Origin of the sequence: Nonomuraea sp. NPDC050478, assembly GCF_044458265.1 — a bacterium.
Classification (GTDB): Bacteria; Actinomycetota; Actinomycetes; order Streptosporangiales; family Streptosporangiaceae; genus Nonomuraea; species Nonomuraea ferruginea.
In genome coordinates this window covers 786,432-810,858 of the sequence record NZ_JBITHT010000003.1, presented here as the reverse complement: position 1 = coordinate 810,858, position 24,427 = coordinate 786,432, and the positions used below count along the sequence as shown (strand labels likewise).

At 72.5% G+C, this 24,427-nt stretch carries 19 protein-coding genes; 10 read left to right on the top strand and 9 right to left on the bottom strand.

The features are described 5' to 3' along the window. The first annotated feature begins 34 nt into the window (after nt 1–34). Nucleotides 35–1,294, top strand: a complete 1,260-nt coding sequence (locus tag ACIBF7_RS18085) for a class I SAM-dependent RNA methyltransferase (protein WP_364230016.1) — start codon at nt 35–37, stop codon at nt 1,292–1,294. On the opposite strand, the gene ACIBF7_RS18080 is transcribed toward ACIBF7_RS18085, so the two are convergent. From ACIBF7_RS18080 to ACIBF7_RS18065, 4 genes are all read right to left on the bottom strand, one after another. Next, a complete protein-coding gene (locus ACIBF7_RS18080) occupies nt 1,291–1,890 on the bottom strand; it encodes a response regulator transcription factor (RefSeq protein WP_219543137.1) in 600 nt (199 codons plus the stop codon). The two genes, ACIBF7_RS18085 and ACIBF7_RS18080, sit on opposite strands and share 4 nt — an antisense overlap. Next, nucleotides 1,887–2,975 (bottom strand): sensor histidine kinase, encoded by a 1,089-nt coding sequence (locus ACIBF7_RS18075; RefSeq protein WP_397197617.1) that lies wholly within the window; start codon nt 2,973–2,975, stop codon nt 1,887–1,889. Before ACIBF7_RS18075 ends, ACIBF7_RS18080 begins: the two co-directional genes overlap by 4 nt. Then, the gene (locus tag ACIBF7_RS18070) at nt 2,972–4,108 is read right to left on the bottom strand and encodes a sensor histidine kinase (protein ID WP_271275898.1); all 1,137 of its coding nucleotides are present in this window, start codon (nt 4,106–4,108) and stop codon (nt 2,972–2,974) included. The genes ACIBF7_RS18075 and ACIBF7_RS18070 overlap by 4 nt, the downstream gene beginning before the upstream one ends. 75 nt (nt 4,109–4,183) lie before the next feature. After that, nucleotides 4,184–5,401, bottom strand: coding sequence for a hypothetical protein (locus ACIBF7_RS18065; protein WP_397197616.1), 1,218 nt, complete (start codon nt 5,399–5,401; stop codon nt 4,184–4,186). A 119-nt stretch (nt 5,402–5,520) separates the two neighbouring features. On the opposite strand from ACIBF7_RS18065, the gene ACIBF7_RS18060 reads away from it, so the two are divergent. The 4 genes from ACIBF7_RS18060 to ACIBF7_RS18045 all read left to right on the top strand — a co-directional run bounded on the left by ACIBF7_RS18060 (nt 5,521) and on the right by ACIBF7_RS18045 (nt 12,077). Beyond that, nucleotides 5,521–6,435, top strand: coding sequence for an LLM class F420-dependent oxidoreductase (locus tag ACIBF7_RS18060; protein ID WP_397197615.1), 915 nt, complete (start codon nt 5,521–5,523; stop codon nt 6,433–6,435). Between the two features lie 42 nt (nt 6,436–6,477). After that, nucleotides 6,478–8,118 carry a 3' terminal RNA ribose 2'-O-methyltransferase Hen1 gene (locus ACIBF7_RS18055; RefSeq protein WP_397197614.1) on the top strand — a complete coding sequence of 547 codons (1,641 nt, stop codon included), beginning with the start codon at nt 6,478–6,480 and terminating at the stop codon, nt 8,116–8,118. Further along, nucleotides 8,102–10,573 (top strand): polynucleotide kinase-phosphatase, encoded by a 2,472-nt coding sequence (locus ACIBF7_RS18050; protein ID WP_397197613.1) that lies wholly within the window; start codon nt 8,102–8,104, stop codon nt 10,571–10,573. The genes ACIBF7_RS18055 and ACIBF7_RS18050 overlap by 17 nt, the downstream gene beginning before the upstream one ends. Before the next feature lie 103 nt (nt 10,574–10,676). Continuing rightward, nucleotides 10,677–12,077, top strand: coding sequence for a sugar porter family MFS transporter (locus tag ACIBF7_RS18045; protein WP_397197612.1), 1,401 nt, complete (start codon nt 10,677–10,679; stop codon nt 12,075–12,077). A 19-nt stretch (nt 12,078–12,096) separates the two neighbouring features. Here the strand turns inward: ACIBF7_RS18045 and ACIBF7_RS18040 are convergent, their stop codons facing one another. Both ACIBF7_RS18040 and ACIBF7_RS18035 read right to left on the bottom strand, forming a co-directional pair. Continuing rightward, nucleotides 12,097–12,630, bottom strand: a complete 534-nt coding sequence (locus ACIBF7_RS18040) for a DUF1707 domain-containing protein (protein WP_397197611.1) — start codon at nt 12,628–12,630, stop codon at nt 12,097–12,099. Nucleotides 12,631–12,634: 4 nt separating this feature from the next. Continuing rightward, complete coding sequence (locus ACIBF7_RS18035) at nt 12,635–13,342, bottom strand: PadR family transcriptional regulator (protein ID WP_148030327.1); 708 nt, start codon at nt 13,340–13,342, stop codon at nt 12,635–12,637. Between the two features lie 280 nt (nt 13,343–13,622). On the opposite strand from ACIBF7_RS18035, the gene ACIBF7_RS18030 reads away from it, so the two are divergent. Continuing rightward, on the top strand, nt 13,623–14,351 hold the full coding sequence (locus ACIBF7_RS18030) for a metal-dependent hydrolase (RefSeq protein ID WP_271277574.1): 729 nt from the start codon (nt 13,623–13,625) through the stop codon (nt 14,349–14,351). A gap of 138 nt (nt 14,352–14,489) precedes the next feature. Further along, nucleotides 14,490–17,264, top strand: a complete 2,775-nt coding sequence (gene acnA, locus ACIBF7_RS18025) for an aconitate hydratase AcnA (protein ID WP_378525149.1) — start codon at nt 14,490–14,492, stop codon at nt 17,262–17,264. Between the two features lie 139 nt (nt 17,265–17,403). Here the strand turns inward: acnA and ACIBF7_RS18020 are convergent, their stop codons facing one another. After that, entirely contained in the window at nt 17,404–18,162 is a 759-nt protein-coding gene (locus ACIBF7_RS18020) for a neutral zinc metallopeptidase (RefSeq protein WP_364229999.1), read from the bottom strand. 45 nt (nt 18,163–18,207) lie between these two features. Beyond that, entirely contained in the window at nt 18,208–18,615 is a 408-nt protein-coding gene (locus ACIBF7_RS18015; protein ID WP_364229997.1) for a helix-turn-helix domain-containing protein, read from the bottom strand. An 80-nt stretch (nt 18,616–18,695) separates the two neighbouring features. Here ACIBF7_RS18015 and ACIBF7_RS18010 point away from each other — a divergent pair, with 80 nt between their 5' ends. Together ACIBF7_RS18010 and ACIBF7_RS18005 are read left to right on the top strand one after the other, a co-directional pair. Then, nucleotides 18,696–19,529 carry an SDR family NAD(P)-dependent oxidoreductase gene (locus tag ACIBF7_RS18010; RefSeq protein ID WP_364229995.1) on the top strand — a complete coding sequence of 278 codons (834 nt, stop codon included), beginning with the start codon at nt 18,696–18,698 and terminating at the stop codon, nt 19,527–19,529. An 86-nt stretch (nt 19,530–19,615) separates the two neighbouring features. Next, nucleotides 19,616–20,344 carry a sulfite exporter TauE/SafE family protein gene (locus tag ACIBF7_RS18005; protein ID WP_148030333.1) on the top strand — a complete coding sequence of 243 codons (729 nt, stop codon included), beginning with the start codon at nt 19,616–19,618 and terminating at the stop codon, nt 20,342–20,344. Between the two features lie 16 nt (nt 20,345–20,360). Here the strand turns inward: ACIBF7_RS18005 and bla are convergent, their stop codons facing one another. Next, nucleotides 20,361–21,230 carry a class A beta-lactamase gene (gene bla / locus ACIBF7_RS18000; protein WP_397197808.1) on the bottom strand — a complete coding sequence of 290 codons (870 nt, stop codon included), beginning with the start codon at nt 21,228–21,230 and terminating at the stop codon, nt 20,361–20,363. Nucleotides 21,231–21,547: 317 nt separating this feature from the next. On the opposite strand from bla, the gene ACIBF7_RS17995 reads away from it, so the two are divergent. Next, nucleotides 21,548–24,382, top strand: coding sequence for a BTAD domain-containing putative transcriptional regulator (locus ACIBF7_RS17995; protein ID WP_397197610.1), 2,835 nt, complete (start codon nt 21,548–21,550; stop codon nt 24,380–24,382). Nucleotides 24,383–24,427: the final 45 nt, after the last annotated feature.

The window sequence follows — 24,427 nt, the reverse complement described above, 5'->3', positions numbered from 1 at the left end:
CGGGCGGGACCCCGCCGGGCATAGGCTGTCGGGTGTGGAACAGGCATCGCTCGAGCTGACGGTAGGTCCGGTCGCCCACGGCGGCTGGTGCGTGGCACGCCATGAGGGCCGTGTGGTCTTCGTCCGCCACGCGCTGCCAGGGGAGCGGGTCGTGGCCGAGGCCACCGAGGAGACGAGCCGCTTCCTGCGGGCCGACGCGGTGCGCGTCATCGAGGCGTCGCCCGACCGGGTCGTGCCGCCCTGCCCGTACGCCGGCCCCGGCCTGTGCGGCGGCTGCGACTGGCAGCACGCCACCCTGGAGGCGCAGCGCCGGCTCAAGGCCGACGTGGTGGCCGAGCAGCTGCGCCGCCTCGCCGGCATCGAGCGCGAGGTCGTCGTCGAGGAGGTGCCCGGCGCCAAGGACGGGCTCGGCTGGCGCACCCGCGTCCAGTTCGCCGCCCTTTCCGACGGCCGGCTCGGCCTGCGCAGGCACCGCTCCCACGAGATCCAGCCGATCGACGCCTGCCTGATCGCCCACCCCGAGGTGGAGGCCGTCGGCGCCGAGTCGCACGACTGGCCGGGCGCCCGCGCGGTCGAGGTGATCGCCTCGTCCGGCGGCGAGCGGGCCGTCGTCGTCACCCCGCACCACCGCCGCCCCGTCGCCGTGCCCGACCTCGACGCGCCCGCCGCCGTCCTGCTCGACGAGGGCAAGGGCCGCACCGCCGCGCGGCGCGGTTCCGGCGTGCTGCACGAGCGGGTGGGCGAGCGCGAGTTCCGGGTCGCGGGCAGCGGCTTCTGGCAGGTCCACCCGGGCGCCGCCGAGACCCTCCTCGACGCCGTCCTCGCCTACGCCGCCCCCGAGCCGGGGGAGTGGGCGCTCGACCTCTACTGCGGCGCCGGTCTGTTCGCGGCCGGCCTGGCCGAGGCGGTCGGCCCCGAGGGCGCCGTGTTCGGCCTGGAGTCGGAGGCCGCCGCCGTGCGCGACGCCCGCGCCAACCTGCGCGACCTGCCCCAGGCCAGGATCGAGCGCGGCCGCGTCGAGGACGCCCTCGACCGCTACCAGATCGAGCGCGCGGACCTCGTGGTCGTCGACCCGCCCCGCGCGGGCCTGGGCCGCGACGTGGTCTCCCGCGTCGCCGCCCTGGAGCCGTCACGCGTCGTGTACGTGTCCTGCGACCCCGCGACGCTGGCCCGAGACCTCGCCTGGCTGGCCGAGCGCGGCTATCCGCTGGCCGACCTGCGGGCCTTCGACGCCTTCCCGATGACCCACCACGTGGAGTGCGTCGCCCTCCTGGTCAGAGCCGGACAGCCTTAGAGCCAGCCCATGCGCTGCGCCGTCCTGATCGCCTCCAGCCGGTTCTGCGCGTTCAGCTTGGTCATGGCGCTCGACAGGTAGTTGCGCACCGTGCCCTCTGTCAGGTGCAGCTCGCCCGCGATCCGCGCGATCGGGTGGCCGTCGGCGGCCAGCCGCAGCGCGTCGCGTTCCCGGTCGGTGAGCGGGCTGTCGCCGGCCGCCATCGCGGCGGCGGCCAGCTCGGCGTCGAGATAGCGCCCGCCCGACTGGACCTTGCGGATCGCCATGGCCAGCTCCTCGGCGGAGGCGTCCTTGCCGAGGAACCCGCTCACCCCGGCGGCCATGGCCCTGCGCAGGTAGCCGGGCCGGCCCAGGCTGGTCAGGATCACGATCTTGCACGTGGAGCTGATCCGCTCGGCGGCGCTCAGCCCGTCCATGCCGGGCATCTCGATGTCCAGCACCGCCACGTCCGGCCGGTGCTCCGCGACCGCGTCCACCACCTCGTCGCCCCTGCCCACCTGGGCCACGACCTCGATGCCGTCCTCCAGGTCGAGCAGCGCCGCCAGCGCGCCCCGGATGAGGTGCTCGTCGTCGGCCAGCAGCACGCGCGTGGTCATGCCGGCACCACCACCCTGAGCACGTACGAGCCGCCGGGCGTGGGCGCGGCCGAGAGCGTGCCCCCGGCGCCGCGCACGCGCTGGGCGAGCCCGCCGAGGCCGTTCGGCGCGTGCTCGCCCGGCGGGCCGATGACGCCGTCGTTGGTCATCTCCAGGATCCCCTCCTTGATGGTGATCGTGCAGTGCTCGGCCTTGCTGTGCTTGAGCACGTTGGTGGCGCCCTCGCGGACCACGGTGGCCAGCAGGGTGCGGGTCTCGGGCGGCAGCGCGCCGGCGTCGCACTCCACGGTGCAGCGCACGTCGGCGGCCTCCAGCACCGCGCGGACGCTGGCCAGCACCTCGTCGAAGTCGAGCGCGCGGTAGCTCTGCACGGCCGCGCGCACCTCGCGCAGCGACCGCCGGGCGACGTCGCGTACCTCGAACATCTCGCGGGAGGCCGCCTCGGGGTCGGCGCGCAGCAGGTCCTCGGCCCCCGCCGTCCTGGCGGCGATGCCGGTGAGGCTCTGGCCGAGCAGGTCGTTGAGGTCGCGGGCGAAGCGCAGCCGCTCCTCCGACACCGCCAGCAGGGCCCTGGCCTCCTGGCCCTCGTGCGCCTCCCTGGTGATGCGCCACAGCCACAGGTTCACCGGGATGCCGCCGGCGAGCAGGCCGGTGAACAGGACCTGCATGAGCAGCAGCGCCGGCTCGAACACGCCGAGCACGATGAAGAGAGCGGTCACCGGGACCATGGACGCGGCCGACAGCAGGAGGGTGGTGCGCCCGCGGACCCACGGCGACACCATCGCCGGCCACAGCGCGATCGTCGGCACGGCCGCGAACGGCGTCAGCAGCAGCGCCATCACCCCGCCGGCGGCCAGCAGCCTGGTCGGCCGGGCCGCGCCCCTGACCGCCAGCCGGAAGACCCGCATCCCGAGCACCACGACCGAGACGACGAGCACGGCCCCGGCGGCGGCCAGCGGACCCGGCATGCCGCCGTCCCACGCCGCGTACACCATCATGAGCCCGATCAGGCCCAGCGCGAGGACGAAGTCCGTCGAGTAGACGATGAGCCAGCGGACCTTGTCGAGCTTGGTGGCGCGCCTCATGCCGGCACCCGCGCCCGCAGCACGAACTCCCCGTCGCGCACCGGCCCGGCGGAGAAGGCGCCGCCCGCGGCGGTCATCCGCTCGGCCAGGCCGCGCAGTCCGCTCCCGGCGCCGTTCGGCGTGCCGTTCACGGCGCTGATGTTCGTGCCGTGCACGCCGTCGTTGCGCATCTCCAGCACGCCGTCGGCGAAGGTGATCGAGCAGCGGGAGGCGGAGCTGTGCTTGAGCACGTTCGTGGCGCCCTCGCGCACCACCCAGGCGAGCAGCGCGCGGGCGGCGGGCGGCAGCTCGCCGGTGCCCGCCTCGACGACGCACCGGGTGCCGGCGGCCTCCAGCACGGCGCGCGCCCTGGCCAGCTCCTCGTCCAGGTCCAGCGACCGGTAGCCGTCCACGGCGAGCTGGACCTCCGTCAGTGACTCGCCGGTCAGCCGCCGCACGTCGGCCATCTCGGCCGCGGCCTTGGCGGCGTCCTTGGTCGCGAGCTTGGCGGCCAGCTCGCTCTTGAGCGTGATGACGGACAGGCTGTGGCCGAGCAGGTCGTGCAGGTCGCGGGCGAAGCGCAGCCGCTCCTCGGCGACGGCGAGCCTGGACTTGGCCGCCTGGCTGTCGTGCGCGTCCCTGATCGTCCACCAGAGCCAGCGCCACGACCACATGGCCAGCGGCATCAGCACGGCGCCGGACAGCTGGATCAGCAGCACCGCCTGCCACGGACCGCCGTGCCCCGTCTGCATGACGGTGATGGCCGTGACCAGCGCCGTGCCCATCAGGGCGGTCGCCCAGAACGGCAGGTGGAGCAGGACGACGCTGAGCCAGAGGTACGCCACGACCTCCCAGGTCATGAACGAGCCGTCCCGCGGCATCGGCAGCAGGAGGACCGCCACCACCGCCACCCCGGACACGAGCAGCTTGACCGTGGGCCGGGGCCGGTTGTCGAAGGCGTCCCTGAGGATGAGGGAGAACATGACGAGGACCACGGTCAGGCACGTGATGGAGGCCGCCGCGCCAACCCAGCCGATCATGCTCATCTGGGCCGCGACGGCGATCGTGGCGACGAAGGCGATGCCCATCAGGAGGACCATGCCGTCCATCCAGTAGATGAGGATCTTCTTCGCCGTTTCCGGCCTGGTGGCCACCCTGACTCCCCTAACCGCTCATAGGCCGCGTCCCGCAGCGAAAGCCTATAGTTCCGGCAAGGGTGGCTGTAATGATCAGCTCCGCAAGGCCCTGGCCACCTCCGGGTCGGGGGCGGCGCCCCTCAGCGACAGCCACGCCAGCCCGTGCCGGGCGGCGAACGCGGCCAGCTTCCGCGCGTCCGTCACACTCAGATCTCCGGGATCGGCCAGCACGCACGTCAACGCCAGCCGAGGCGGCCCGCCACTGATCCCGTCCGAGCCCGCCGCCCGGGCCAGCGCGCCGGCGGCGGCCCTGTCCGCGCCCGTCAGCCCGGACGGCTCGCCGGTGGCGGCTGCTGCCGTGCCGGTCAGCCTGGACGGCTCGCCGGTGGCGGCTTGGGCCGTGGCCGCCGACCGGGGCCGTTCGCCGATGGCGGCTGCGGCCGTGCCCGTCGGCCGGGACGGTTGGCGGGTGGTGGTCTTGTTCGCGACTGTCGGTCCGTACGGGCTCGTGAGCTGGGTCTGGGCGGCTCGTACGGCCTTGGCGAGTCGTAGCAGGCGGCCTTCGGGGGCGTTCTGCGGCGCGATCTCGGCCAGCACGTTCACGGTGGCGAGGCGGGCGCCCGCCTCGCGGGTGAGGCGCAGCATCAGCGCGTCGCGCGCCGACAGCCCGTCGGGGTGGAGCGGCAGCGTGAAGCTGACGCTCAGCCGACGCTCCCGCTGCACGGCCCTGATCGCGCGGGCGCGGCGCAGCACCGTCGCCTGGTCGCCGGGGCGCGGCAGGTCGAAGTCGACGTAGCGGGCGTCGAAGGCGCCGACGGCCCGCCGGTAGGCGGCGGCCAGCGCGCCCGGCCTGGTGCAGGTGGCGGCGGCCTCGCCGGCCGGGCCGCCGAAGACCAGCCCGGCGTCGCCGCCGAGGGCGCGCAGCCCGGCGATCCGGTTGGCCACCGGGTCGTGGCCGAACGCCAGCCGCCCGGCCCACCGCTGCGCGCAGCCGTCGGGCGCGGCCGTCAGGTGGCCGAGCGCGTACCAGCGGGTGCCGGTGCGGCGCGCGTCGGTGGGAAGGTCGAAGCCCGGGTCGGCCGCGGTGTCGACGAACGTCACGAATCCGGACGGCCCCGGCGGGACCGGCGGCGGCGCCGGGGTGGCGCGGGCAGGCGGGGGAGAGGGCCGGGGCGCCGTCTGGTGGAGCGTGGCCCGGGCGGGCAGCAGTGAGAGCGCCGCCCCGGTGGCCACCGCCAGGACGCCCGCGGCCAGGAAAGCGAGCGGACGCGGGAGCGTACCTGCGGGTCTTCTGCGCCGTGAGGCCGACATGAGCCACTCCGAGTGATCACATGACTACGGAACGCGGTTGAGGGTGGACGTTAGCAAGCGTTCGGGGTGGCGCGCGGTCAATCTCCGGATGACGTCCGCTTTGGATCGATAATGGCGTCATGAAGTTGAGGATCTTCACCGAGCCCCAGCAGGGCGCCACCTATGACGAACTGCTCACCGTGGCCAGGACCGCCGAGCGGCTTGGCTTCGACGCGTTCTTCCGGTCTGACCACTATCAGCGCATCGGGGACGGCGACCCGGGCCCCGGCTCGACCGACGCCTGGATCACGCTGGCGGGGCTGGCCCGCGAGACCTCCACGATCAGGCTGGGCACCCTGGTGACGCCGACCACGTTCCGGCTCCCCGGGCCGCTGGCGATCAGCGTGGCCCAGGTCGACCAGATGAGCGGCGGCCGGGTCGAGCTGGGGCTGGGCACCGGCTGGTATGACGGCGAGCACGCCGCGTACGGCATCCCGTTCCCGCCCACGGCCGAGCGGTTCGGCCGTTTCGAGGAGCAGTTGGAGATCATCAAGGGGCTGTGGGCGGCGGAGAAGTCGTACTCCCACGACGGCCCCTACTACCGGGTCGTCGACTCGCCCGCGCTGCCCAAGCCGGCGCAGCGGCCGGGCCCGCCGATCATCGTCGGCGGCTTCGGCGCCAAGCGCACCCCGCGCCTGGCCGCGACGTACGCCGACGAGTACAACGTGCCCTTCCACACCGTGGAGGAGACCGCGACCGCGTTCGAGCGGGTGCGCCGGGCGGCCCAGGAGACGGGCCGGGACGTCCTGATGTCGGCGGCGCAGACCGTGTGCGTGGGCCGTGACCAGGCCGAGCTGGAGCGCAGGGCCGCCGCCGTCGGCACGCCGCTGGACGAGCTGCGCGAAGGAGGGCTGGCCGGGACCCCGGCCGAGGTGCTGGAGAAGATCGGCGCGTTCGGCTCGCTCGGCGCCGAGCGGATCTACCTGCAGGTGATGGATCTGGGGGATCTGGAGCACCTGGAGCTCATCGCCGCCGAGGTGCTGCCGCACGTGTAACTCGATGGCGGCGTTTCGCCGGGCTGGTGCACACTTGTCCGCGTGCTCCTGACGATCTCCACGACGGCGCGGCCCGCCACCGACCTCGGCTTCCTGCTGCACAAGCATCCCGACCGGGTGCAGCGGTTCGGCCAGTCGTTCGGCGAGGCGACCGTGTTCTATCCAGAGGCGGGGGAGGAGCGGTGCACCGCCGCGCTGCTGCTCGACGTCGACTCGGTCACGCTGGCCAGGTCGCGGGGCAAGAACGCGCCGGACTTCAGCCTGGCCCAGTACGTCAACGACCGGCCCTACGCCGCGTCCTCGCTGCTGGCGGTGGCGCTGGCCGACGTGTTCCGCACCGCGCGGGCCGGGCGCTGCCATGCCCGGCCCGAGCTGGCGGCGGCGCCGCTGCCGCTGGAGATCCGGCTGCCGGCGCTGCCCTGCAGAGGCGGCCCCGAACTGGCCGAGCGGCTCTTCTCGCCGCTCGGGTGGCGGGTGAGCGCCCGGCCGGTGCCGCTCGACGAGGGCTTCCCCGAGTGGGGGGACTCGCGGTACGTGCGGCTGGAGCTGTCCGGCACGGTGCGGCTGGCCGACGCGCTCAACCACCTGTACGTGCTGCTTCCGGTGCTCGACGACGGCAAGCACTACTGGATCGCGTCCGACGAGATCGACAAGCTGGTCCGGGCCGGAGAGGGCTGGCTGTACGGGCATCCGGAGCGGGCCTTGATCACCCGCCGCTACCTGGGGCGGCGCTGGGCGCTGGCCCGCACCGCGCTGGCCCGGCTCGCCGAGCTGGGCGACGAGCCCGAGGAGCGGCTGGCGCCCGCGCTCGCCGAGGAGGCGCCGGAGGGCGAGACGGCCGCCGACGAGGCCGCCGCCGCCGAGGCCGAGGCGCGCGGCGCGACCGGAGCCGACGCCCCTGACGCTGGTGCGGAGGTGCGCGGTGGGGCCGGAGGCGACGACCCCGGCGCTGATGCGGAGGTGCGTGGCGCGGCGGGAGAGGACGCCCCTGACGCTGGTGCGGAGGTGCGTGGCGCGGCCGGAGAGGACGCCCCTGATGCGGCGGGCGCCGGTGCTGAAGTGCCTGGGGGGAAGCGGGTGCCGTTGCACGCGCGGCGGCGGGCCGCCGTGCTGGAGGTGCTGGAGGAGCTCGGGGCGACCAGTGTCATCGACCTCGGCTGCGGTCAGGGCGAGCTGGTCGGCGCCTTGCTGGCCAGGCCGCGCTTCGCCCGCGTGGCGGGGATGGACGTCTCGGCGATGGCGCTGACCATCGCCGCGCGCAAGCTCAGGCTGGAGCGCATGCCCGACAGCAAGCGCGCCAGGCTCACCCTCTTCCAGGGCGCGCTCACGTACACCGACGGGCGCCTGGCCGGTTACGACGCCGCCGTGCTCATGGAGGTAATCGAGCACGTGGACCCGCCGCGCCTGGCCGCGCTCGAACAGGTCGTGTTCGGCCACGCCAAGCCCGGCCACGTCGTCGTCACCACGCCCAACGTCGAGTACAACCCGCGCTACCCCTTCCTCACCGGCCTGCGCCACCCCGACCACCGCTTCGAGTGGACCCGCGCCGAGTTCGCCGCCTGGACCGCGAGAGTGGGCGAGCGCTACGGCTACCGTGCCGAGCTGCGGCCGGTCGGCGAGGAGGACCCGGAGCTCGGCCCGCCCACCCAGATGGGAGTGTTCACCCGTGATCAGCGTTCCTGAGCTCTCCCTGGTGGTGCTCGTCGGCGTCTCCGGCAGCGGCAAGTCCACCTTCGCCGCCCGACACTTCAGGCCGACGCAGGTCATCTCGTCCGACTTCTGCCGCGGCCTCGTCTCCGACGACGAGAACGACCAGAGGGCCACCCCGGACGCGTTCGACCTGCTGCACCACATCGTCGGCGTGCGCCTGTCGCGCGGGCTGCTCACCGTCGTGGACGCCACCAACGTGCAGTACGCCGCCCGCAAGAGCCTCGTCGACCTGGCCAGGCGGCACGACGTGCTGTGCGACGCGATCGTGCTGGACGTGCCGGAGGAGGTGGCGGTCGCGCGCAACGCGGCCAGGCCCGACCGCGACTTCGGCGCGCGGGTCGTCATCCGCCAGCGCAAGGAGCTGCGCCGCTCGCTGGGCAGGATCTCCCGCGACGGGTTCAGGAAGGTGCACGTCCTGCGGGGCGTGGAGCAGATCGAGAACGCCGCGGTCTCGTACGAGAAGGCCTGGACCGACCGGCGCGAGCTGACCGGCCCGTTCGACGTGATCGGCGACGTGCACGGCTGCCGGGCGGAGCTGGAGGCGCTGCTGGAGAAGCTCGGCTGGCGGCACGGCCCCCAGGGCGTGAGCCATCCCGAGGGCCGCACCGCCGTGTTCGTCGGCGACCTGGTCGACCGCGGGCCCGACACGCCGGGCGTGCTCCGCCTGGTCATGGACATGGTCGAGGCCGGCACCGCGATCTGCGTGGCCGGCAACCACGAGGCCAAGCTGGCCCGCGCGCTGGGCGGCCGCAAGGTCACGCTCGCGCACGGCCTGCGCGAGTCGCTCGACCAGCTCGCCGCCGAGCCGCCGGAGTTCGCCGACCGGGCGCGGGCCTTCATGGACGGGCTGATCAGCCACTACGTGCTCGACGGCGGGCGGCTGGTGGTGGCGCACGCCGGGCTCAAGGAGGCGTACCACGGGCGGGCCTCCGGCCGCGTGCGGGCCTTCGCGCTGTACGGCGACACCACCGGCGAGACCGACGAGTACGGCCTGCCGGTCCGCTACCCGTGGGCGCGGGAGTACCGGGGCACGGCCATGGTCGTCTACGGCCACACGCCGACCGTGCGGCCCGAGTGGGTCAACAACACGATCTGCCTCGACACCGGCTGCGTCTTCGGCGGCAGCCTGACCGCGCTGCGCTACCCGGAGCGGGAGCTGGTCCAGGTGCCCGCCCAGCAGGTCTGGTACGAGCCGGTCAAGCCGCTCGCCGCCCCCGAGCGGGACCCGGACCTGCTCGCCGTCGACGACGTCCGCGGCACCCGTCACGTCGAGACCAGGTTCGGTGGCCGGGTCAAGGTGAACGAGGAGAACGCCGCCGCGGCGCTGGAGGTGATGAGCCGGTTCGCGGTGGACCCGCGCTGGCTGGTCTACCTGCCGCCGACCATGGCGCCGCCCGAGACGTCCGCGCTCGACGGCTACCTGGAGCACCCGAACGAGGCGTTCGAGGAGTTCGCCGCCGCCGGGGTGGAGGAGGTCGTGTGCGAGGAGAAGCACATGGGCTCGCGCGCCGTGGCCGTGCTCGCCAGGACCCCCGAGGCGGCCGCCGAGCGGTTCGGCGTCACCGACGGCAGCTCCGGCGCCGTCTACACCCGCACCGGCCGGCCGTTCTTCGCCGACACCGGGTCGCTGGTGGAGCGGCTGCGCGCGGCCTGCGAACCGCTGTGGGACGCGCTCGGCTCCGACTGGGTCGCGCTCGACTGCGAGCTGCTGCCCTGGTCCGCCAAGGCAGGCGAGCTGATCAGGCGCCAGTACGCCTCGGTCGGCGCCGCCGCCCGCGCCGCGCTGCCCGACGCCGTCGCCGCGCTGGAGGCGGCGGCCGGGCGCGGGCTGGACGTGGCCGGGCTGCTCGACCGCACCCGCCGCCGCGCGGGCAACGCCGCGCTGTTCCGCGACGCGTACGCGCGCTACTGCTGGCCGGTCGACGGCCTGGAGGGGGTACGGGTCGCGCCCTTCCAGATCCTGGCGTGCCAGGGCAGGGCCACGGCGCTGGAGCCGCACGCCTGGCACCTGGAGACGCTGGCCACGCTCACCGCGCCGATCATCGCCCCGACCCGGCACGTCTTCGTCACGCTCGGCTCGGCCGGGTCCAGGGCCGCGGCCGTCGCGTGGTGGGAGTCGCTGACCGCCGCCGGCGGCGAGGGCATGGTGGTCAAGCCGGCCGCGCACGTGGCGGGGCGGGTGCAGCCGGGCGTCAAGGTCAGGGGCCGCGAGTACCTGCGGATCATCTACGGCCCCGACTACACCGAGTCGCTGGACGTGCTGCGCAGGCGTTTCCTCGGCAAGAAGCGCTCACTGGCGCTGCGCGAGCACGCGCTCGGCCTGGAGGCGCTGGCGCGGCTGGCGGACGGCGAGCCGGGCTGGCGGGTGCACGAGCCGGTGTTCGCCGTGCTCGCCCTGGAGTCGGAGCCCGTGGACCCGAGGCTGTGACCTCGGCGGGGACCCGGCGCCGGGACGGATCGGGTTTTCCGAAGACAAGGCGCTAGAAAAGGCGATCGCGGGTAGTTGCCTCCCCATCCAGGGGAGGGCTCGCATGGTAAGCCGGCACACCGGTCAGGAGAAACTCGGGCGCGTCATCTTCATCGCCGCTTCGGCGGCCGTCGGGGGCTTCCTGTTCGGGTACGACAGCTCGGTCATCAACGGCGCCGTCGTGGGCATCCAGAACCACTTCGAGGTGGGCAGCGTCGAGATCGGCTTCGTGGTCGCCGTCGCGCTGCTCGGCTCCGTCGTCGGCGCCTGGTTCGGCGGCGGGTTCGCCGACCGGTGGGGGCGCACCAGGACCATGCAGATCGCGGCGATCGTCTTCGCCGTGAGCTCCATCGGCCAGATGCTGCCGTTCGCCGTCTGGGACCTGACGATGTGGCGCGCCCTGGCGGGGGTCGGGATCGGGATGGCGTCGGTGCTCGGCCCCGCCTACATCGCCGAGGTGGCCCCGCCCGCCTACCGCGGCAGGCTGGGATCGTTCCAGCAGCTCGCCATCGTGCTCGGCATCGCCACGTCGCAGCTGGTGAACTACGTGATCGCCCGGCTCGCGGGCGGCGACGTGAACAACCATCTGTGGGGCCTGCAGGCGTGGCAGTGGATGCTCGGCGCCTGTGTCGTGCCCGCGCTCGCCTACCTGTGGCTCGCCTCCGTCATCCCCGAGTCGCCGCGCTACCTCGTCATGGCGGGGGAGCCCCGGCGGGCCAAGGAGGTGCTGGCCCAGGTCGAGGGCGACGAAGGCGACCTGGACGAGCGCGTACGGGAGATCCAGCACGTGCTCAGGACCGAGCACCGGCCGACGCTCAAGGACCTGCGCGGCCGGGCGCTGGGACTGCTGCCGATCGTCTGGATCGGCATCATCCTGTCGGTCTTCCAGCAGTTCGTCGGCATCAACGTGATCTTCTACTACTCGTCGGTGCTGTGGCAGTCGGTGGGCATCAACCAGGCCGACTCGCTGCTGATCAGCTTCTCCAGCTCGATCATCAACATCGTCGGCACGTTCATCGCCATCGCCCTGGTGGACAGGATCGGCCGCAAGCCGCTGCTGCTCCTGGGCTCGGCCGGCATGGCCGTCTCGCTGGCCACCGCCGCCTGGGCGTTCAGCTTCGCCCGGCCGATCGAGGGCACGATGGCGCTGCCCGGCCCGCAGGGCGCGATCGCGCTGATCGCGGCGAACCTGTTCGTGCTGTTCTTCGCTCTGTCCTGGGGTGTCGTGGTCTGGGTGCTGCTGGGTGAGATGTTCCCCAACCGCATCCGCGCCGCCGCGCTGGGCGTGGCCGCCGCCGCCCAGTGGCTCGCCAACTGGGTGATCACCGTCACGTTCCCGGCGATGTCGGAGTGGAACCTGTCGCTCACGTACGCGATGTACGCGGCCTTCGCCGTGCTGTCGTTCCTCTTCGTCACCAGGTGGATCAAGGAGACGAAGGGCCGGAGGCTGGAGGAGATGGGCTAGCCGCCGGCCCTGGGCGCTCTCACCGCCGGGAGCCGAAGCGGCGGCGGACGAACATGAAGACCATGGCGCCGATCCAGATGAAGAAGAGGAACTTCAGCACGCCGAAGCCGCCCGCGAAGAGCCCCACCATCAGGAACACGAACAGGATCGGCACGATCGGCCCCGGCCCCCGGTGGCCGTGGTGCCGGGGGTGCATCGGCCCGCGATGGTGGTGTCCCATCTGGTGCCGGAACGCCTTCATCTGCTTGCGGTGCGCCCGCATCGCCTCCTGCCAGGAGGCGGCGTCCGGCCAGGGCCCCAGGTCGGCGATGGGGGCGGGCCTGGGGGGCCGGGCGGGCCCGTGGCCGGGCAGGTCGGCTGTGATGCGGGCCAGGTCGCGGCCGGTGCGGGCGGCCAGCGCCTGGTCGAGGCGCTCGTCGAGCTCCTCGTGGGTCAGACGGCCCTGGGCGAAGTGCTCGCGCAGGGCGGTCATGGTCTGCTCGCGCTCCGCGTCGCCGATGCGGAGGTCGTCATGGTCCATCACGGATGCCTCGCTCTCGCCGGGCCGGCTCATCGCCTCACTCCTCGCCCGGGTCGCCGTCGGCCAGGATCTGGTAGAGCTTGCGCCGGGTCTCAACCAGAGTCTTACGCGCTTCGCGGATCTGTGCGTCGCTCCCGGACTGGAGAATCTGCATCATCGCGAAAGCGGACTGCCGGGCGGTGTCCCACAGATCGGCCGTGTTGTCGTCGATGTCGGGCCGCATCTCGTCCCACGGGGCGCGGATCTCGTCGGCGTGCGCCTCGATGTAGGCGCGGCCCTCGTCGGTGAGGCGGAAGGTCTTGCGGCCCTCGTTCTCCTCCGCGATGATCAGCCCTTCGTCCGTGAGCTGCTGCAACGCCGGGTAGACGGCGCCGGGGCTGGGCTTCCAGCCGCCCTCGCTGCGCTCGGCGATCTCCTGGATGATCTGGTAGCCGTTGCGCGGCTCCTCGGCCAGCAGCGCGAGGATCGCGGCTCGTACGTCACCGCGCTTGGCCTTGCGGGGCCTGCCGCCCCAGCCGCGGTGGCCGCCGAACGGGCCGCCGGGACCCCACGGGCCGCGCCCGAGGTCGAACGGGAACGGGCCAGGGCCTCTGCGCCCGCGGTGGCGGTGTTCGTGCCGGTGTTCGTGGTGGTGATGGTGACCCTGCTCGAACGCCTCGGCCACGGCCTTGACCGTGTCGCGCAGAGCCTTCTTCACCTCGTGCGCCTCGGGCCACTGGCCTCCCATGGCGTGGGCGGATGTCATGTCGTACTCCTCTCGACCGTTCTACGATGCTTCAAAGATATATCGACAGTGTGTCGATAGCAACCAATTCCGACAAGTGACTCAGATCACCAAAAACTTCGAGAGGGCCGGGAACAGGATCCAGGGGTACTACGTTGTTCCCATCAGACGAGGTCGTTCCGCGTCGGCAGGGCTGGGGGGTGCTGTCGCCGCTGGAGACGGCCTCGTCTGCATTTTCGGAACGTTCTAGGGACTTCCGGGCGACAGGCGGAAGCGGGCGCGGGGCGCTAGCATCCCGATCATGATGGGGCACACGCACGCGCTGACGGGGGCCATCGCCTGGCTGGGGCTCGCGCCCCCGCTCGCCGCACTGCCGCTGCTGAACGAGTCGTCCCGGTTCATCGAGACCGGCATCATGGCCACCGCGCTGAGCCCGGCCGAGCTGATCGCCGGCGCGATCATCTGCTCGGGCGCCGCCATGCTCCCTGACCTCGACCACCCGAGCGCCACCATCGCCCAGACCTTCGGTCCCGTCACCTGGCTGCTCAGCAAGGCGGTCTCGTGGCTGAGCGGCGGACACCGGGGCGCCACCCACTCGCTGGCGTTCGCGATCGCGATCGGGCTGGGCGCCCACTGGCTGGCCGCCGCCTACCCGATCGGGCGCGACATCATGGTGGTGCTGCTCATCGGGCTGGCCCTGCGCGCGATCGGCATCGGCATCCCGGGCAAGAAGCTCGCCTCGGCCATGGTCAACATCGGCATGACGGCCGGGCTCTACGCCGTATTCCTGTCCATGGACGTCGGGTACGCCTGGCTGGGGCTGGCCGTGGGCATCGGCTCCTTCATCCACGTGGTGGGCGACTGCATGACCGAGCGGGGCTGCCCGGTGCTCTGGCCGCTGTCGGTCAAGTTCCTGCTGCCGTGGAAGATCGGCATCAAGACGGGCAGGAAGTTCGAGCAGAAGATCCTGGCTCCCGTGCTCTCCGTCGCCATCGTCGGCCTGCTCTTCTGGCGGCTCGGGCCGCTTTAACTTGATGTCGAGATACTTTAGAGATATCTTGATGTCGAGACAATCTGCGGCCGGCGTGACTTAGGTTCACCTAACGTGAAGAACGCTTCCCCGGTGCGGCAGGATTCTTAGTGAGCTAACCGTCAATGGAGGAGGCGAATCACCGTGTCCGCGAACAGCTTCGGCAGCCGTGACACGCTGCGCGTCGGCGACGCGTCTTATGAGATTTTCCGGGTGGACGCCGTCGAAGGTGCTGCACGCCTCCCGTACAGCCTGAAGATCTTGCTGGAGAACCTCCTCCGCACCGAGGACGGCGCCAACATCACCGCCGACCACATCCGCGCGCTCGGCGGCTGGGACCCGAACGCGAAGCCGAGCGTGGAGATCCAGTTCACCCCCGGCCGCGTCATCATGCAGGACTTCACCGGCGTGCCCTGCGTGGTCGACCTCGCCACCATGCGCGAGGCGGTGCGCGACCTCGGCGGCGACCCGGCCCGCATCAACCCGCTGGCCCCCGCCGAGATGGTCATCGACCACTCGGTCATCGTCGACTACTTCGGCCACCCCGACGCCTTCCGGCGCAACGTCGAGCGCGAGTACGAACGCAACGGCGAGCGCTACCAGTTCCTGCGCTGGGGCCAGACGGCCTTCGACGAGTTCAAGGTCGTCCCGCCCGGCACCGGCATCGTCCACCAGGTCAACATCGAGCACCTCGCCCGCGTGGTCATGACGCGCGACGGCAAGGCCTACCCCGACACCTGCGTCGGCACCGACTCCCACACCACCATGGAGAACGGCATCGGCGTGCTCGGCTGGGGCGTCGGCGGCATCGAGGCCGAGGCCGCGATGCTCGGCCAGCCGATCTCCATGCTCATCCCGCGCGTGGTCGGCTTCAAGCTCAACGGCGAGCTGCCCGCCGGCGCCACCGCCACCGACCTGGTGCTGACCATCACCGAGATGCTGCGCGCGCACGGCGTGGTCGGCAAGTTCGTGGAGTTCTACGGCGAGGGCGTGTCGTCCGTGCCGGTGGCCGACCGGTCCACGATCGGCAACATGAGCCCCGAGTTCGGCTCCACCTGCGCCATCTTCCCGATCGACGGCCAGACCGTCGACTACCTCCGGCTCACCGGCCGCTCCGAGGAGCAGATCGAGCTCGTCGAGGCCTACGCCAAGGCCCAGGGCCTCTGGCACGACCCGTCGGCGCCCGAGCCCCAGTTCTCCGAATACCTAGAGCTCGACCTCGCCACCGTCGTGCCGTCCATCGCCGGCCCCAAGCGCCCGCAGGACCGCATCGCGCTCTCGGACGCCAAGAAGGCCTGGCGGGCTGCCGTCAACGACTACGCCGCCAACACGCTGAGCCCGGGCGACGAGGCGTCCGCCGAGTCGTTCCCCGCCTCCGACTCCCCGGCGGTCAGCCACGACAGCAACGGCGACAAGCCGCACTCCGCCCACCTCGAACGCGAGCGGCCGCACAACAAGGTGCCGGTCACGCTGGCCGACGGCACCTCGTTCGAGATCGACCACGGCATCGTGGCCATCGCCGCCATCACCTCCTGCACCAACACCTCCAACCCGTACGTGATGCTCGGCGCGGCCCTGCTGGCCCGCAACGCCGTCGACAAGGGCCTGACCCGCAAGCCGTGGGTCAAGACCTCGCTGGCGCCCGGCTCGCAGGTCGTCACGGGCTACTTCGAGCGCTCGGGCCTCCAGCCCTACCTCGACAAGCTCGGCTTCAACCTGGTCGGCTACGGCTGCACGACCTGCATCGGCAACTCGGGCCCGCTGCCGGAGGAGATCTCCAGGGCGGTGCACGACAACGACCTCGCGGTCACCGCCGTGCTGTCCGGCAACCGCAACTTCGAGGGTCGCATCAACCCCGACGTCAAGATGAACTACCTGGCCTCGCCGCCGCTCGTGGTCGCCTACGCGCTGGCCGGGACCATGGACATCGACCTCGACAACGAGCCGCTCGGCACGGGCAACGACGGCGAGCCCGTCTACCTGCGCGACATCTGGCCGGCGCCCGACGAGATCACCGACGTGGTCAACTCCTCCATCGGCCGCGAGATGTTCGAGCGCGACTACGCCGACGTGTTCGAGGGCGACGACCACTGGAAGTCGCTGTCGATCCCGACCGGCGACACCTTCGAGTGGGACCCCGATTCCACCTACGTCCGCAAGGCCCCCTACTTCGAGGGCATGCCGCGCGAGCCGGAGCCCGTCGCCGACATCGCCGGCGCCCGCGTGCTGGTCAAGGTCGGCGACTCGACCACCACCGACCACATCTCCCCGGCCGGCTCCATCAAGGTGGGCACGCCCGCCGCCGAGTACCTGCGCGAGCACGGGGTCAAGGTCAGGGACTTCAACTCGTACGGGTCGCGGCGCGGCAACCACGAGGTGATGATCCGCGGCACGTTCGCCAACATCCGGCTGCGCAACCAGATCGCGCCCGGCACCGAGGGCGGCTACACCCGCGACTTCACCCGGCCGGAGGCGCCGGTGTCGTTCATCTACGACGCCTCGGTCAACTACGCCGCCCAGGGCACCCCGCTCGTCGTGCTCGCGGGCAAGGAGTACGGCTCCGGCTCCTCGCGCGACTGGGCCGCCAAGGGCACCGCGCTGCTGGGCGTCCGCGCCGTCATCGCCGAGTCCTACGAGCGCATCCACCGCTCCAACCTGATCGGCATGGGCGTGCTGCCGCTGCAGTACCCCGACGGCCAGACGGCCGACTCGCTCGGCCTGACGGGCGAGGAGACGTTCGACATCACCGGCGTCGAGGCGCTCAACGACGGCTCCGTCCCCGGGACCGTCCATGTCAAGGCTGGTGACGTCGAGTTCGACGCGGTCGTGCGCATCGACACGCCGGGCGAGGCCGACTACTACCGGCACGGCGGCATCATGCAGTACGTTCTGCGCGGCCTGCTCGCCAAGTGAGCCTTCCGCGCCTCCGCCCGGCCACCAGCCGGCCGGAGGCGCGGGCCAGGGCGAGATCCTTTCACGCCCGAATCGGGGGATCACCCGTGCCCACGAGACGCCGCCCGGCGACACACCCGTCGCCGGGCGGCTCTCCACGTCAGGATACTGCCGAGGGCGGGGCGGACCAGGTGTCGCAGGCGGAGGGGGAGACGGCGTGATGGCCGCGCTTGAGCCAGCGCACCCGGGTGGCGCCCGCGCCGTGGCTGCGCCGGTGCTCGTCGTCGCCGCTGGCGCGGGTGGCGTCGAGCAGCGCCGCCCAGTCGTCGCCGGTACGCTCCAGCGACCTCCACACGGCCCCCAGGAACACCCCCGACAGGCAGTCGGCCTGCAGCTCGTAGCGGCGGCCCAGCTCGGCCTGGCGGCCGGGGCTCGCCTTGACCCCGGCCTCGTAGTGGCGCCGGGCGCCGGTCAGCGACTGCAGGTGGTGGCCGTACTCGTGGGCGGCGACCTTCAGCGGGTAGAGGTCCGTGCGGTTCTCGATCCAGTCGCCGGTGAGCGGGAACACCAGGACGCGGCGGTTGGTGCAGTAGAAGGCGGCGGCGCTCTCGGGCCACGGCACGCCGCACACGCGCCGCCCGGGCTCGTCGTAGAAGCGCACCGCGGGCTTGCGGAAGGGGCGCCGGTCGGCGGCGAAGTGCGCCTTCCATGACTTATCCAGACATTTCACGACTGTGGCTAGATACTCGCGCGTCCGCGGGATCCCCCCGTACGTGATCGCCGGCTCGGGGCACACCACCCGCGCCAGCTTCCCGCTCCCGTCGAACGGGTCCTTGTACGGGGCCGCGTGCGCGGGCAAGGCGGGCACGGCTGTCGCGGCGACCACGCACAGCCCCAGGAACGCAGATCGGACTCGCACGATCACGCAGCCTAGAGGATCCGCGGCCCCCGCCGGTCCGGGCCCTCATCGGCCTGTCGAGTCGCTCCTGGCCCGCCTGATGTCACCCTCGTGCCGTACCGCCCAGTCCGCCAGCGCCGAGAGGGGGACCAGCAGGGACCGGCCGAGCGGGGTCAGGCTGTACTCGACGCTCGGCGGCACCGTCGGAAGCACCTCCCGCCGTACCAGCCCGTCGATCTCCAGGCCGCGCAGCGTACGGGTGAGCATGCGCTGGCTGATGCCCTCGACGGCGCGGTGCAGCTCGTTGTACCGGTGCGGCCGCCCGCCGAGCAGGACCACCAGGAGCACGCTCCACTTGTCCCCGACGCGCCGGAACACCTCACCGGCAGGACAGGCCGCCAGTTCGTCCGCCGGCACGGGGCGCGGCAGCTCGTACGCGAGCGCGGAGGGAACATCGGTGTGCGTATCGGACATGAAACTGCCTTCTTTCGCCCTCTGCCCGGATCCGCCCAGGATGGGCGGGCCATGATCTGACCTTACGGGGGAGGCGTACGATGCCGAAGAATGTGATCATCAGCGGGGGCACGGACGGGATGGGCCGCGCGACCGCGCTGGCCCGGCTGGCGCGGGGCGACCAGGTCACCGTGATCGGCAGCAGCGCCGCCAAGGGCCGCGCCCTGCTGGCCGAGGCGGACAGCGATCGCCTGCGGTTCCTGCGGGCGGACCTGTCGTCGATCGCCGAAACGCGCCGGGCGATCGCGGAGATCGCCGGGCGCCACGGGACGGTGGACGCGCTGGCGCTGTTCGCCAACCGGGTGAACGCCCGCCGTCTGGAGACCGCCGACGGCCTGGAGTCCACGTTCGCCCTGTACTACCTGAGCCGTTACCTGCTGAGCCACGGCCTGCGCCCGCTGCTCGACGCCGCGCCCGATCCGGTCGTGGTGAACGTGGCCGGCGTCGGCGTCACGACGGGCCGGATCTTCTGGGACGACCCGCAGCTCACCCGCGGCTACGGTCAGGTACGCGCCCAGCTCCAGGCCGGCCGGGCCAACGACCTGCTCGGCGTCGCGTTCGCCCGGCACGCGGAAAGCCGCGCCAGATACGTGCTCTATCACCCCGGGTTCACCCGCAGCGGCCTGGACGGGCACCCGAACCCGCTGGTCCGCGCCGGGCTCAAGACGCTCGGCCGGCTCTTCGCCCGGCCGGTGGCCGACGCCGTGGCCCCCGTCGTGGCGTGGATCGACGCCCCGCCGCCGGCCCCGCTCACCGCCGTCGACCGCGGAAAACCGGTCCCGCTGTCGCTGCGTACGCTGGATCCGGACGACGCCGACCGGCTGGCCGCGTACACCGGGGACCTGCTGAAGGCCGTCGCCGGCTCTCCCGGATGACCCGGTCGCCGATCGCGTCGCCCGCGGAAGATCATCACTTCGTGCCAGGTGGGGCGACGGAGGGTGAGCATGATGGAGTAGTCCGCATGGATGATCTGACGTTAGTGCTGCTGGTCGGCAGTTTGGCGGTTTTCGTGGGGGCGGTGGTCCAGGGGAGCGTGGGCTTCGGGATGGGCCTGGTGGCGGCTCCCGTGCTGACGCTGCTGGACCCTTCGCTGATGCCGGGCGCGATCCAGGTGACGAACATGACGTTGCCGCTGTTCACGCTGGCGGTGGAGTGGCGGCGCGTGGACTGGCGGGGGCTGGGTTTCGCGGTACTCGGCCGGTTGCCGGGCAGCGTCATCGGCGCCGCCATCGTGGTCTACATCTCGATCCACCACTTGGGCATCTTCGTGGGCGCCATGGTGCTCGTCGCGGTGATCCTCACGGCGCGGGCGGTGAGCCTGCCGCGGAACGGGTTCACGATCACCTCCGCGGGCTTCGTCTCCGGCATCACGGGCACCGCCACCGGCATCGGCGGGCCACCCATCGCCCTCGTCTACCAGACCGCCAAGGGGCCGGAGATCCGGGCGACGCTGGCGATGTTCTTCTTCCTGAGCGCCGCCCAGTCTCTGGTCATCCTGGCCCTGGTCGGCCACCTGCCCGCCCGCGCGCTGGGCGCGGGCGCGGTGCTCGTCCTGCCGATGATCGCCGGCTTCCTCGTCTCGGGCCCGCTGCGCCGCTATCTCGACGGCGGCAAGGTCCGCATCGCCGTCCTCGTGGTGGCGGCGGTGTCGGCCGTCGTCCTGGTCGGCCAGAGCCTGGCGGGCGCGTGAGCCCGCCGGACGCGGGTCAGGAGGCCTTGCCGAGCCCTCGTACCAGGAGAGAGGCGGTCCTGGCGATGACGCCGTTGTCCACCTCGGCGTCGGCGGAGGGGCGCTGGATGTAGACGGCGATGATCACCGGGGCGCCCGACGGCGGCCAGGCGATCGCGATGTCACTGGCGGTCCCGTACACGCCGCCCGTGCCCGTCTTGTCGCCTGCCGTCCAGCCCTTGGGCAGACCGGCGAAGATGCGCTCCTTCCCGGTCTCGGTGGCCCGCATCCAGTCGGTCAGCCGCTTCCTGTCGGCCGCCACCAGGGCGTCCCCGACTGTGATCTTCTTCAGGTCGCGGGCCATCGACGCGGGCGTGATCGTGTCGCGCTTCTCGCCCGGCTTCCAGTCGTTCAGCTCGGTCTCCCATCGGTCGAGCCGTCCGGCCCGGTCGCCGAGCGAGCGGTAGTAGCGGGTCATGCCCGCCGGCCCGCCGATCTGCTTGAGCAGCACATTGGCGGCGGTGTTGTCACTCTGGGTGATGGTGGCGTGGCACAGCCGATCCGGGGTCATCCCGTTTCTGATGTTCTCCGGAAGGCCGGATACGGGGGAGTGGTCGACGACGTCCTTCTTCGTCCAGCGGAGGGCGCGCTTCATCAGGCCGGGGTCCTTGGTACGGGCCTTGTCCAGGATCGCGCCGCACAGGACGGCCTTGAACGTGGAGTTGCTCGGGAACCGCTCGCCGGCCCGGTGGCCGAAGGTCTTGCCGGTGCCCGTGTCGATGGCGAAGGCGCCGATGCGTCCCTGGTAGGAGGCTTCGAGCCGGCGCAGCTCCGCGCGGACGCCGTCCTCGCGGCCGGCCGGCGCGGCGACGGCGGCCTGCGGTCCCCAGGCGCCTCCGGCGAGCACTGCGGACAACGTCAGGAAGGAGAATGCGAGCTTGGCTCGGGTTCTCCGGAAGTAGCGCTGCATGTCAAAGCCCCTGATTCAGATCTCGATCTCGTACGGGAACGAGCAGACCAGAGGTTCCGGCAAGCTGTCCAATAGTGATATCGGTACCCCGTCGATATCGGGAACATCATGAGAGCAGGTAGGCGTGGCCTCATGACCGGCCTCATCCTGATCGACCGTCGTCGTCCCCAGATCGGTGGATCTCCTTCGCCATCGCCTGACCGGGAACCGCCGACCGGCTCGGTACGTATGACGACGTTGGGGAGAACAGGAGCATGGAGATCCGCATTCTCGGACCCGTCGAGGTCCGCAGGGACGGGGCGACGGTGCCGCTCGGCGGTGCGAAGCACCGTGCGCTGCTCGCGCTCCTGACGCTCAACGCCAACCGCGTCGTACCCCTCGACCGGCTGATCGCGGCGCTGTGGGGCGACGCCGTGCCCGCGACGGTCGCCAACCAGGTCCAGCAGGCGGTGTCCAAGCTGCGCCGGGTGCTGGGAGAGGACGCCACCGGAGCGTCCCCGCTCGTGCGTCGCTCGGCGGGTTACGTCCTGTGGCTGGACGAGGCGGCGAGCGATGTCGCGGCCTTCGAGCGCCTCGCCGAGCGTGGCCGCGCCGCGCTCGTCGAGGGCAGGCCGTCCGACGCCGCTCGTGACCTGGGCGCCGCGCTCGATCTGTGGCGAGGTCCGGCGTGCGGCGACACGACCGGCCCGCTGGTCATCCTCGAGCGGCCACGGCTTGAGGAGCGACGACTGGCCGTCCTGCACGACAGGATCGACGCCGATCTCGCGCTCGGCCGCCACGCCGAGCTGGCCGGCGAGCTGACGGCGCTGGTGGCCGGACATCCGCTGCGCGAGTCGTTACGCGAACGGCTCATGCTCGCGCTGTACAGGTCCGGCCGCCAGGCCGAGGCTCTGGAGGAGTACCAGCGGCTGTACCGCCTCCTCGACGAGGAGCTGGGGGTCCAGCCATGCCCGAGCGTGCGACGGCTGCACCGGCGGATGCTCGCCGGCGCACCCGATCTGGACGTCCCGCCGGCTTCGAGCCCACCGGCACCACCGGATCCGTCCGGCGGGCACGGGCTCAGGGAGACGCCGGTCGTCCCGCGCCAGCTTCCGGCGGGCACCGGTGACTTCGTCGGCCGGGACGAGCAGGTCAAGCTGCTCGACGGCCTGCTCCCCGACGACGAGAGCCCCGCCCCGCGGGCCGTGGTGATCTCGGCCGTGTCCGGTACGGCCGGCATCGGCAAGACCGCGCTGGCGGTGCACTGGGCGCACCGGGTCGCCGGCCGTTTTCCCGACGGTCAGCTGTACGTGAACCTGAGGGGCTTCGACCCGGCCGGTCACGCGCTGACGCCGGCCGAATCGCTGCGCCGATGTCTCGATGCCCTCGGGGTTTCACCGCGGCGGATCCCCGCCGACGTCGACGCCCAGGCAGGGCTCTACCGCAGCCTGCTGTCCGGCAAGCGCGTGCTCGTCCTGCTGGACAATGCCCGGGACGAGGAACAGGTACGGCCCCTGCTCCCGGCCTCACCGGGTTGCCTCGCCTTGATCACCAGCCGCGACCGTCTTGCCGGCCTCGTCGCGACCGAGGCCGCCCGGCCGGTCAGTCTCGGCCTGCTCACCGGTGCCGAGGCGCGTGAGCTGCTCGCGCGCCGGCTCGGCCACGATCGGGTCGCCGCCGAGCCGCAGGCCGTCGACACCATCGTCTCCCGCTGCGCGCGGCTCCCTCTCGCGCTGGCGGTGATGGCCGCCCGCGCCGCCGTCCAGCCCGGCTTCCCCTTGCGGGCGCTGGCCGGGCAGCTGTGCGACGCCGCGGCCGCCCTCGACGCCTTCGCGGGCACCGATCCCGCCACCGACCTCAGAGCGGTCTTCTCGCTCTCCTACACCAGGCTCCCGGCGGGCGCGGCCCGGCTCTTCCGGCTTCTGGCACTGCACCCGGGCCCGGACGTCTCCGTCGCCGCGGCCGCCGGGCTCGCCGGCGTGCCGGTCGCCGAGGTCCGGCCCCTGCTGAACACCCTCACCGCCGCCCAGCTGCTCGTCGAGCACCGTCCGGGCCGCTTCAGCTTCCACGACCTGCTCCGCGCCTACGCCGGCGAACTCGTCCGGGACCAGGAGACCGGCGCCGGATCGCGCGAGGCGCTGCGCCGGGTGCTCGACCACTACGCGCACACGGGCCATCGGGCGGCGCTGCTGATCAACCCGGCGCGCAGCGCGATCGAGTTCGGCGATCCCGCCCACGGGGTCACGGTTGACGAGCTCACCGACGACCGGCAGGCGCGGACCTGGTTCTCGGACGAGCGTCCCGCTCTGCTCGCGGCCGTCGGGCGGGCGGCGGCCGAGCGGTTCGACACCGCGGCGTGGCGGATCGCCTGGACTCTTGAGAACCACCTTGACTGGCAGGCTCAGTGGGACGACCTCGCCGGGACGCAGCGCGTCGCTCTCGCCGTGGCGGAGCGACTGGGCGATGTTCTCCAGCAGGTTCTGTCGCACCTGGCCCTGGGGTGCGCGCTCTGCAGCCTCGGCCGGTACGACGAGGCCCGGACCCATGCGGGGCGGGCCATGGAACTCGCGGCGGACCGCGCGGACGAGCGGGGGCAGGCGGAGGCGCACCACACGCTCGCCTGGATCCACGGGCAGCGCGGCGAGTTCGGCGAGGCCGTCCGTCACACGCGACTCGCCCTCGACCTGTACCGCGCCGCTGACGTACTGTTCGGGCAGGCCGAGGCGCTCGACGGGCTGGGCCGGCTGTACGCCGAGCTCGGCGAAGGCGACCGGGCCGTGCGATGCTGCCGGCAGGCGCTCGCCCTGTTCGAGCGGATCGGCGACCCCCGGGCGCAGGGCGGGGCCTGGGACAGTCTCGGGTACGCCCACCACCGTCTCGGCCGCCACGACGAGGCCGTCACCTGTTACCGCCGGGCCCTCGCTCTCCTGCGGACGGGGCTGGACCCCGTGACGGAGGCGGAGACGCTCGTTCACCTCGGTGACGCGTACGCGGCCCTGTGCGGCGACGAGCCGGCGCGACAGGCCTGGCGCGACGCGCTGGCCATCCTGGACGAGCTCGGCCACCCCGGCGCCGGACGAGTCCGCGCGAAGCTCCATACCGGCGACTGAGCCGCACTCCCCGGCACCCGCCGGGCACGAGCGTGCAAAGCCCGC

What these genes read in the sequence shown, in the direction of transcription:
- ACIBF7_RS18080 (WP_219543137.1), bottom strand. Translation starts at nt 1,890, where the DNA reads ATGACCACGCGCGTGCTGCTGGCCGACGACGAGCACCTCATCCGGGGC.
- ACIBF7_RS18060 (WP_397197615.1), top strand. Translation starts at nt 5,521, where the DNA reads ATGAAGTTGAGGATCTTCACCGAGCCCCAGCAGGGCGCCACCTATGAC.
- ACIBF7_RS18045 (WP_397197612.1), top strand. Translation starts at nt 10,677, where the DNA reads ATGGTAAGCCGGCACACCGGTCAGGAGAAACTCGGGCGCGTCATCTTC.
- ACIBF7_RS18075 (WP_397197617.1), bottom strand. Translation starts at nt 2,975, where the DNA reads ATGAGGCGCGCCACCAAGCTCGACAAGGTCCGCTGGCTCATCGTCTAC.
- ACIBF7_RS18005 (WP_148030333.1), top strand. Translation starts at nt 19,616, where the DNA reads ATGGATGATCTGACGTTAGTGCTGCTGGTCGGCAGTTTGGCGGTTTTC.
- ACIBF7_RS18030 (WP_271277574.1), top strand. Translation starts at nt 13,623, where the DNA reads ATGATGGGGCACACGCACGCGCTGACGGGGGCCATCGCCTGGCTGGGG.
- ACIBF7_RS18015 (WP_364229997.1), bottom strand. Translation starts at nt 18,615, where the DNA reads ATGTCCGATACGCACACCGATGTTCCCTCCGCGCTCGCGTACGAGCTG.
- ACIBF7_RS18065 (WP_397197616.1), bottom strand. Translation starts at nt 5,401, where the DNA reads ATGTCGGCCTCACGGCGCAGAAGACCCGCAGGTACGCTCCCGCGTCCG.
- ACIBF7_RS18035 (WP_148030327.1), bottom strand. Translation starts at nt 13,342, where the DNA reads ATGACATCCGCCCACGCCATGGGAGGCCAGTGGCCCGAGGCGCACGAG.
- ACIBF7_RS17995 (WP_397197610.1), top strand. Translation starts at nt 21,548, where the DNA reads ATGGAGATCCGCATTCTCGGACCCGTCGAGGTCCGCAGGGACGGGGCG.
- ACIBF7_RS18040 (WP_397197611.1), bottom strand. Translation starts at nt 12,630, where the DNA reads ATGAGCCGGCCCGGCGAGAGCGAGGCATCCGTGATGGACCATGACGAC.
- ACIBF7_RS18010 (WP_364229995.1), top strand. Translation starts at nt 18,696, where the DNA reads ATGCCGAAGAATGTGATCATCAGCGGGGGCACGGACGGGATGGGCCGC.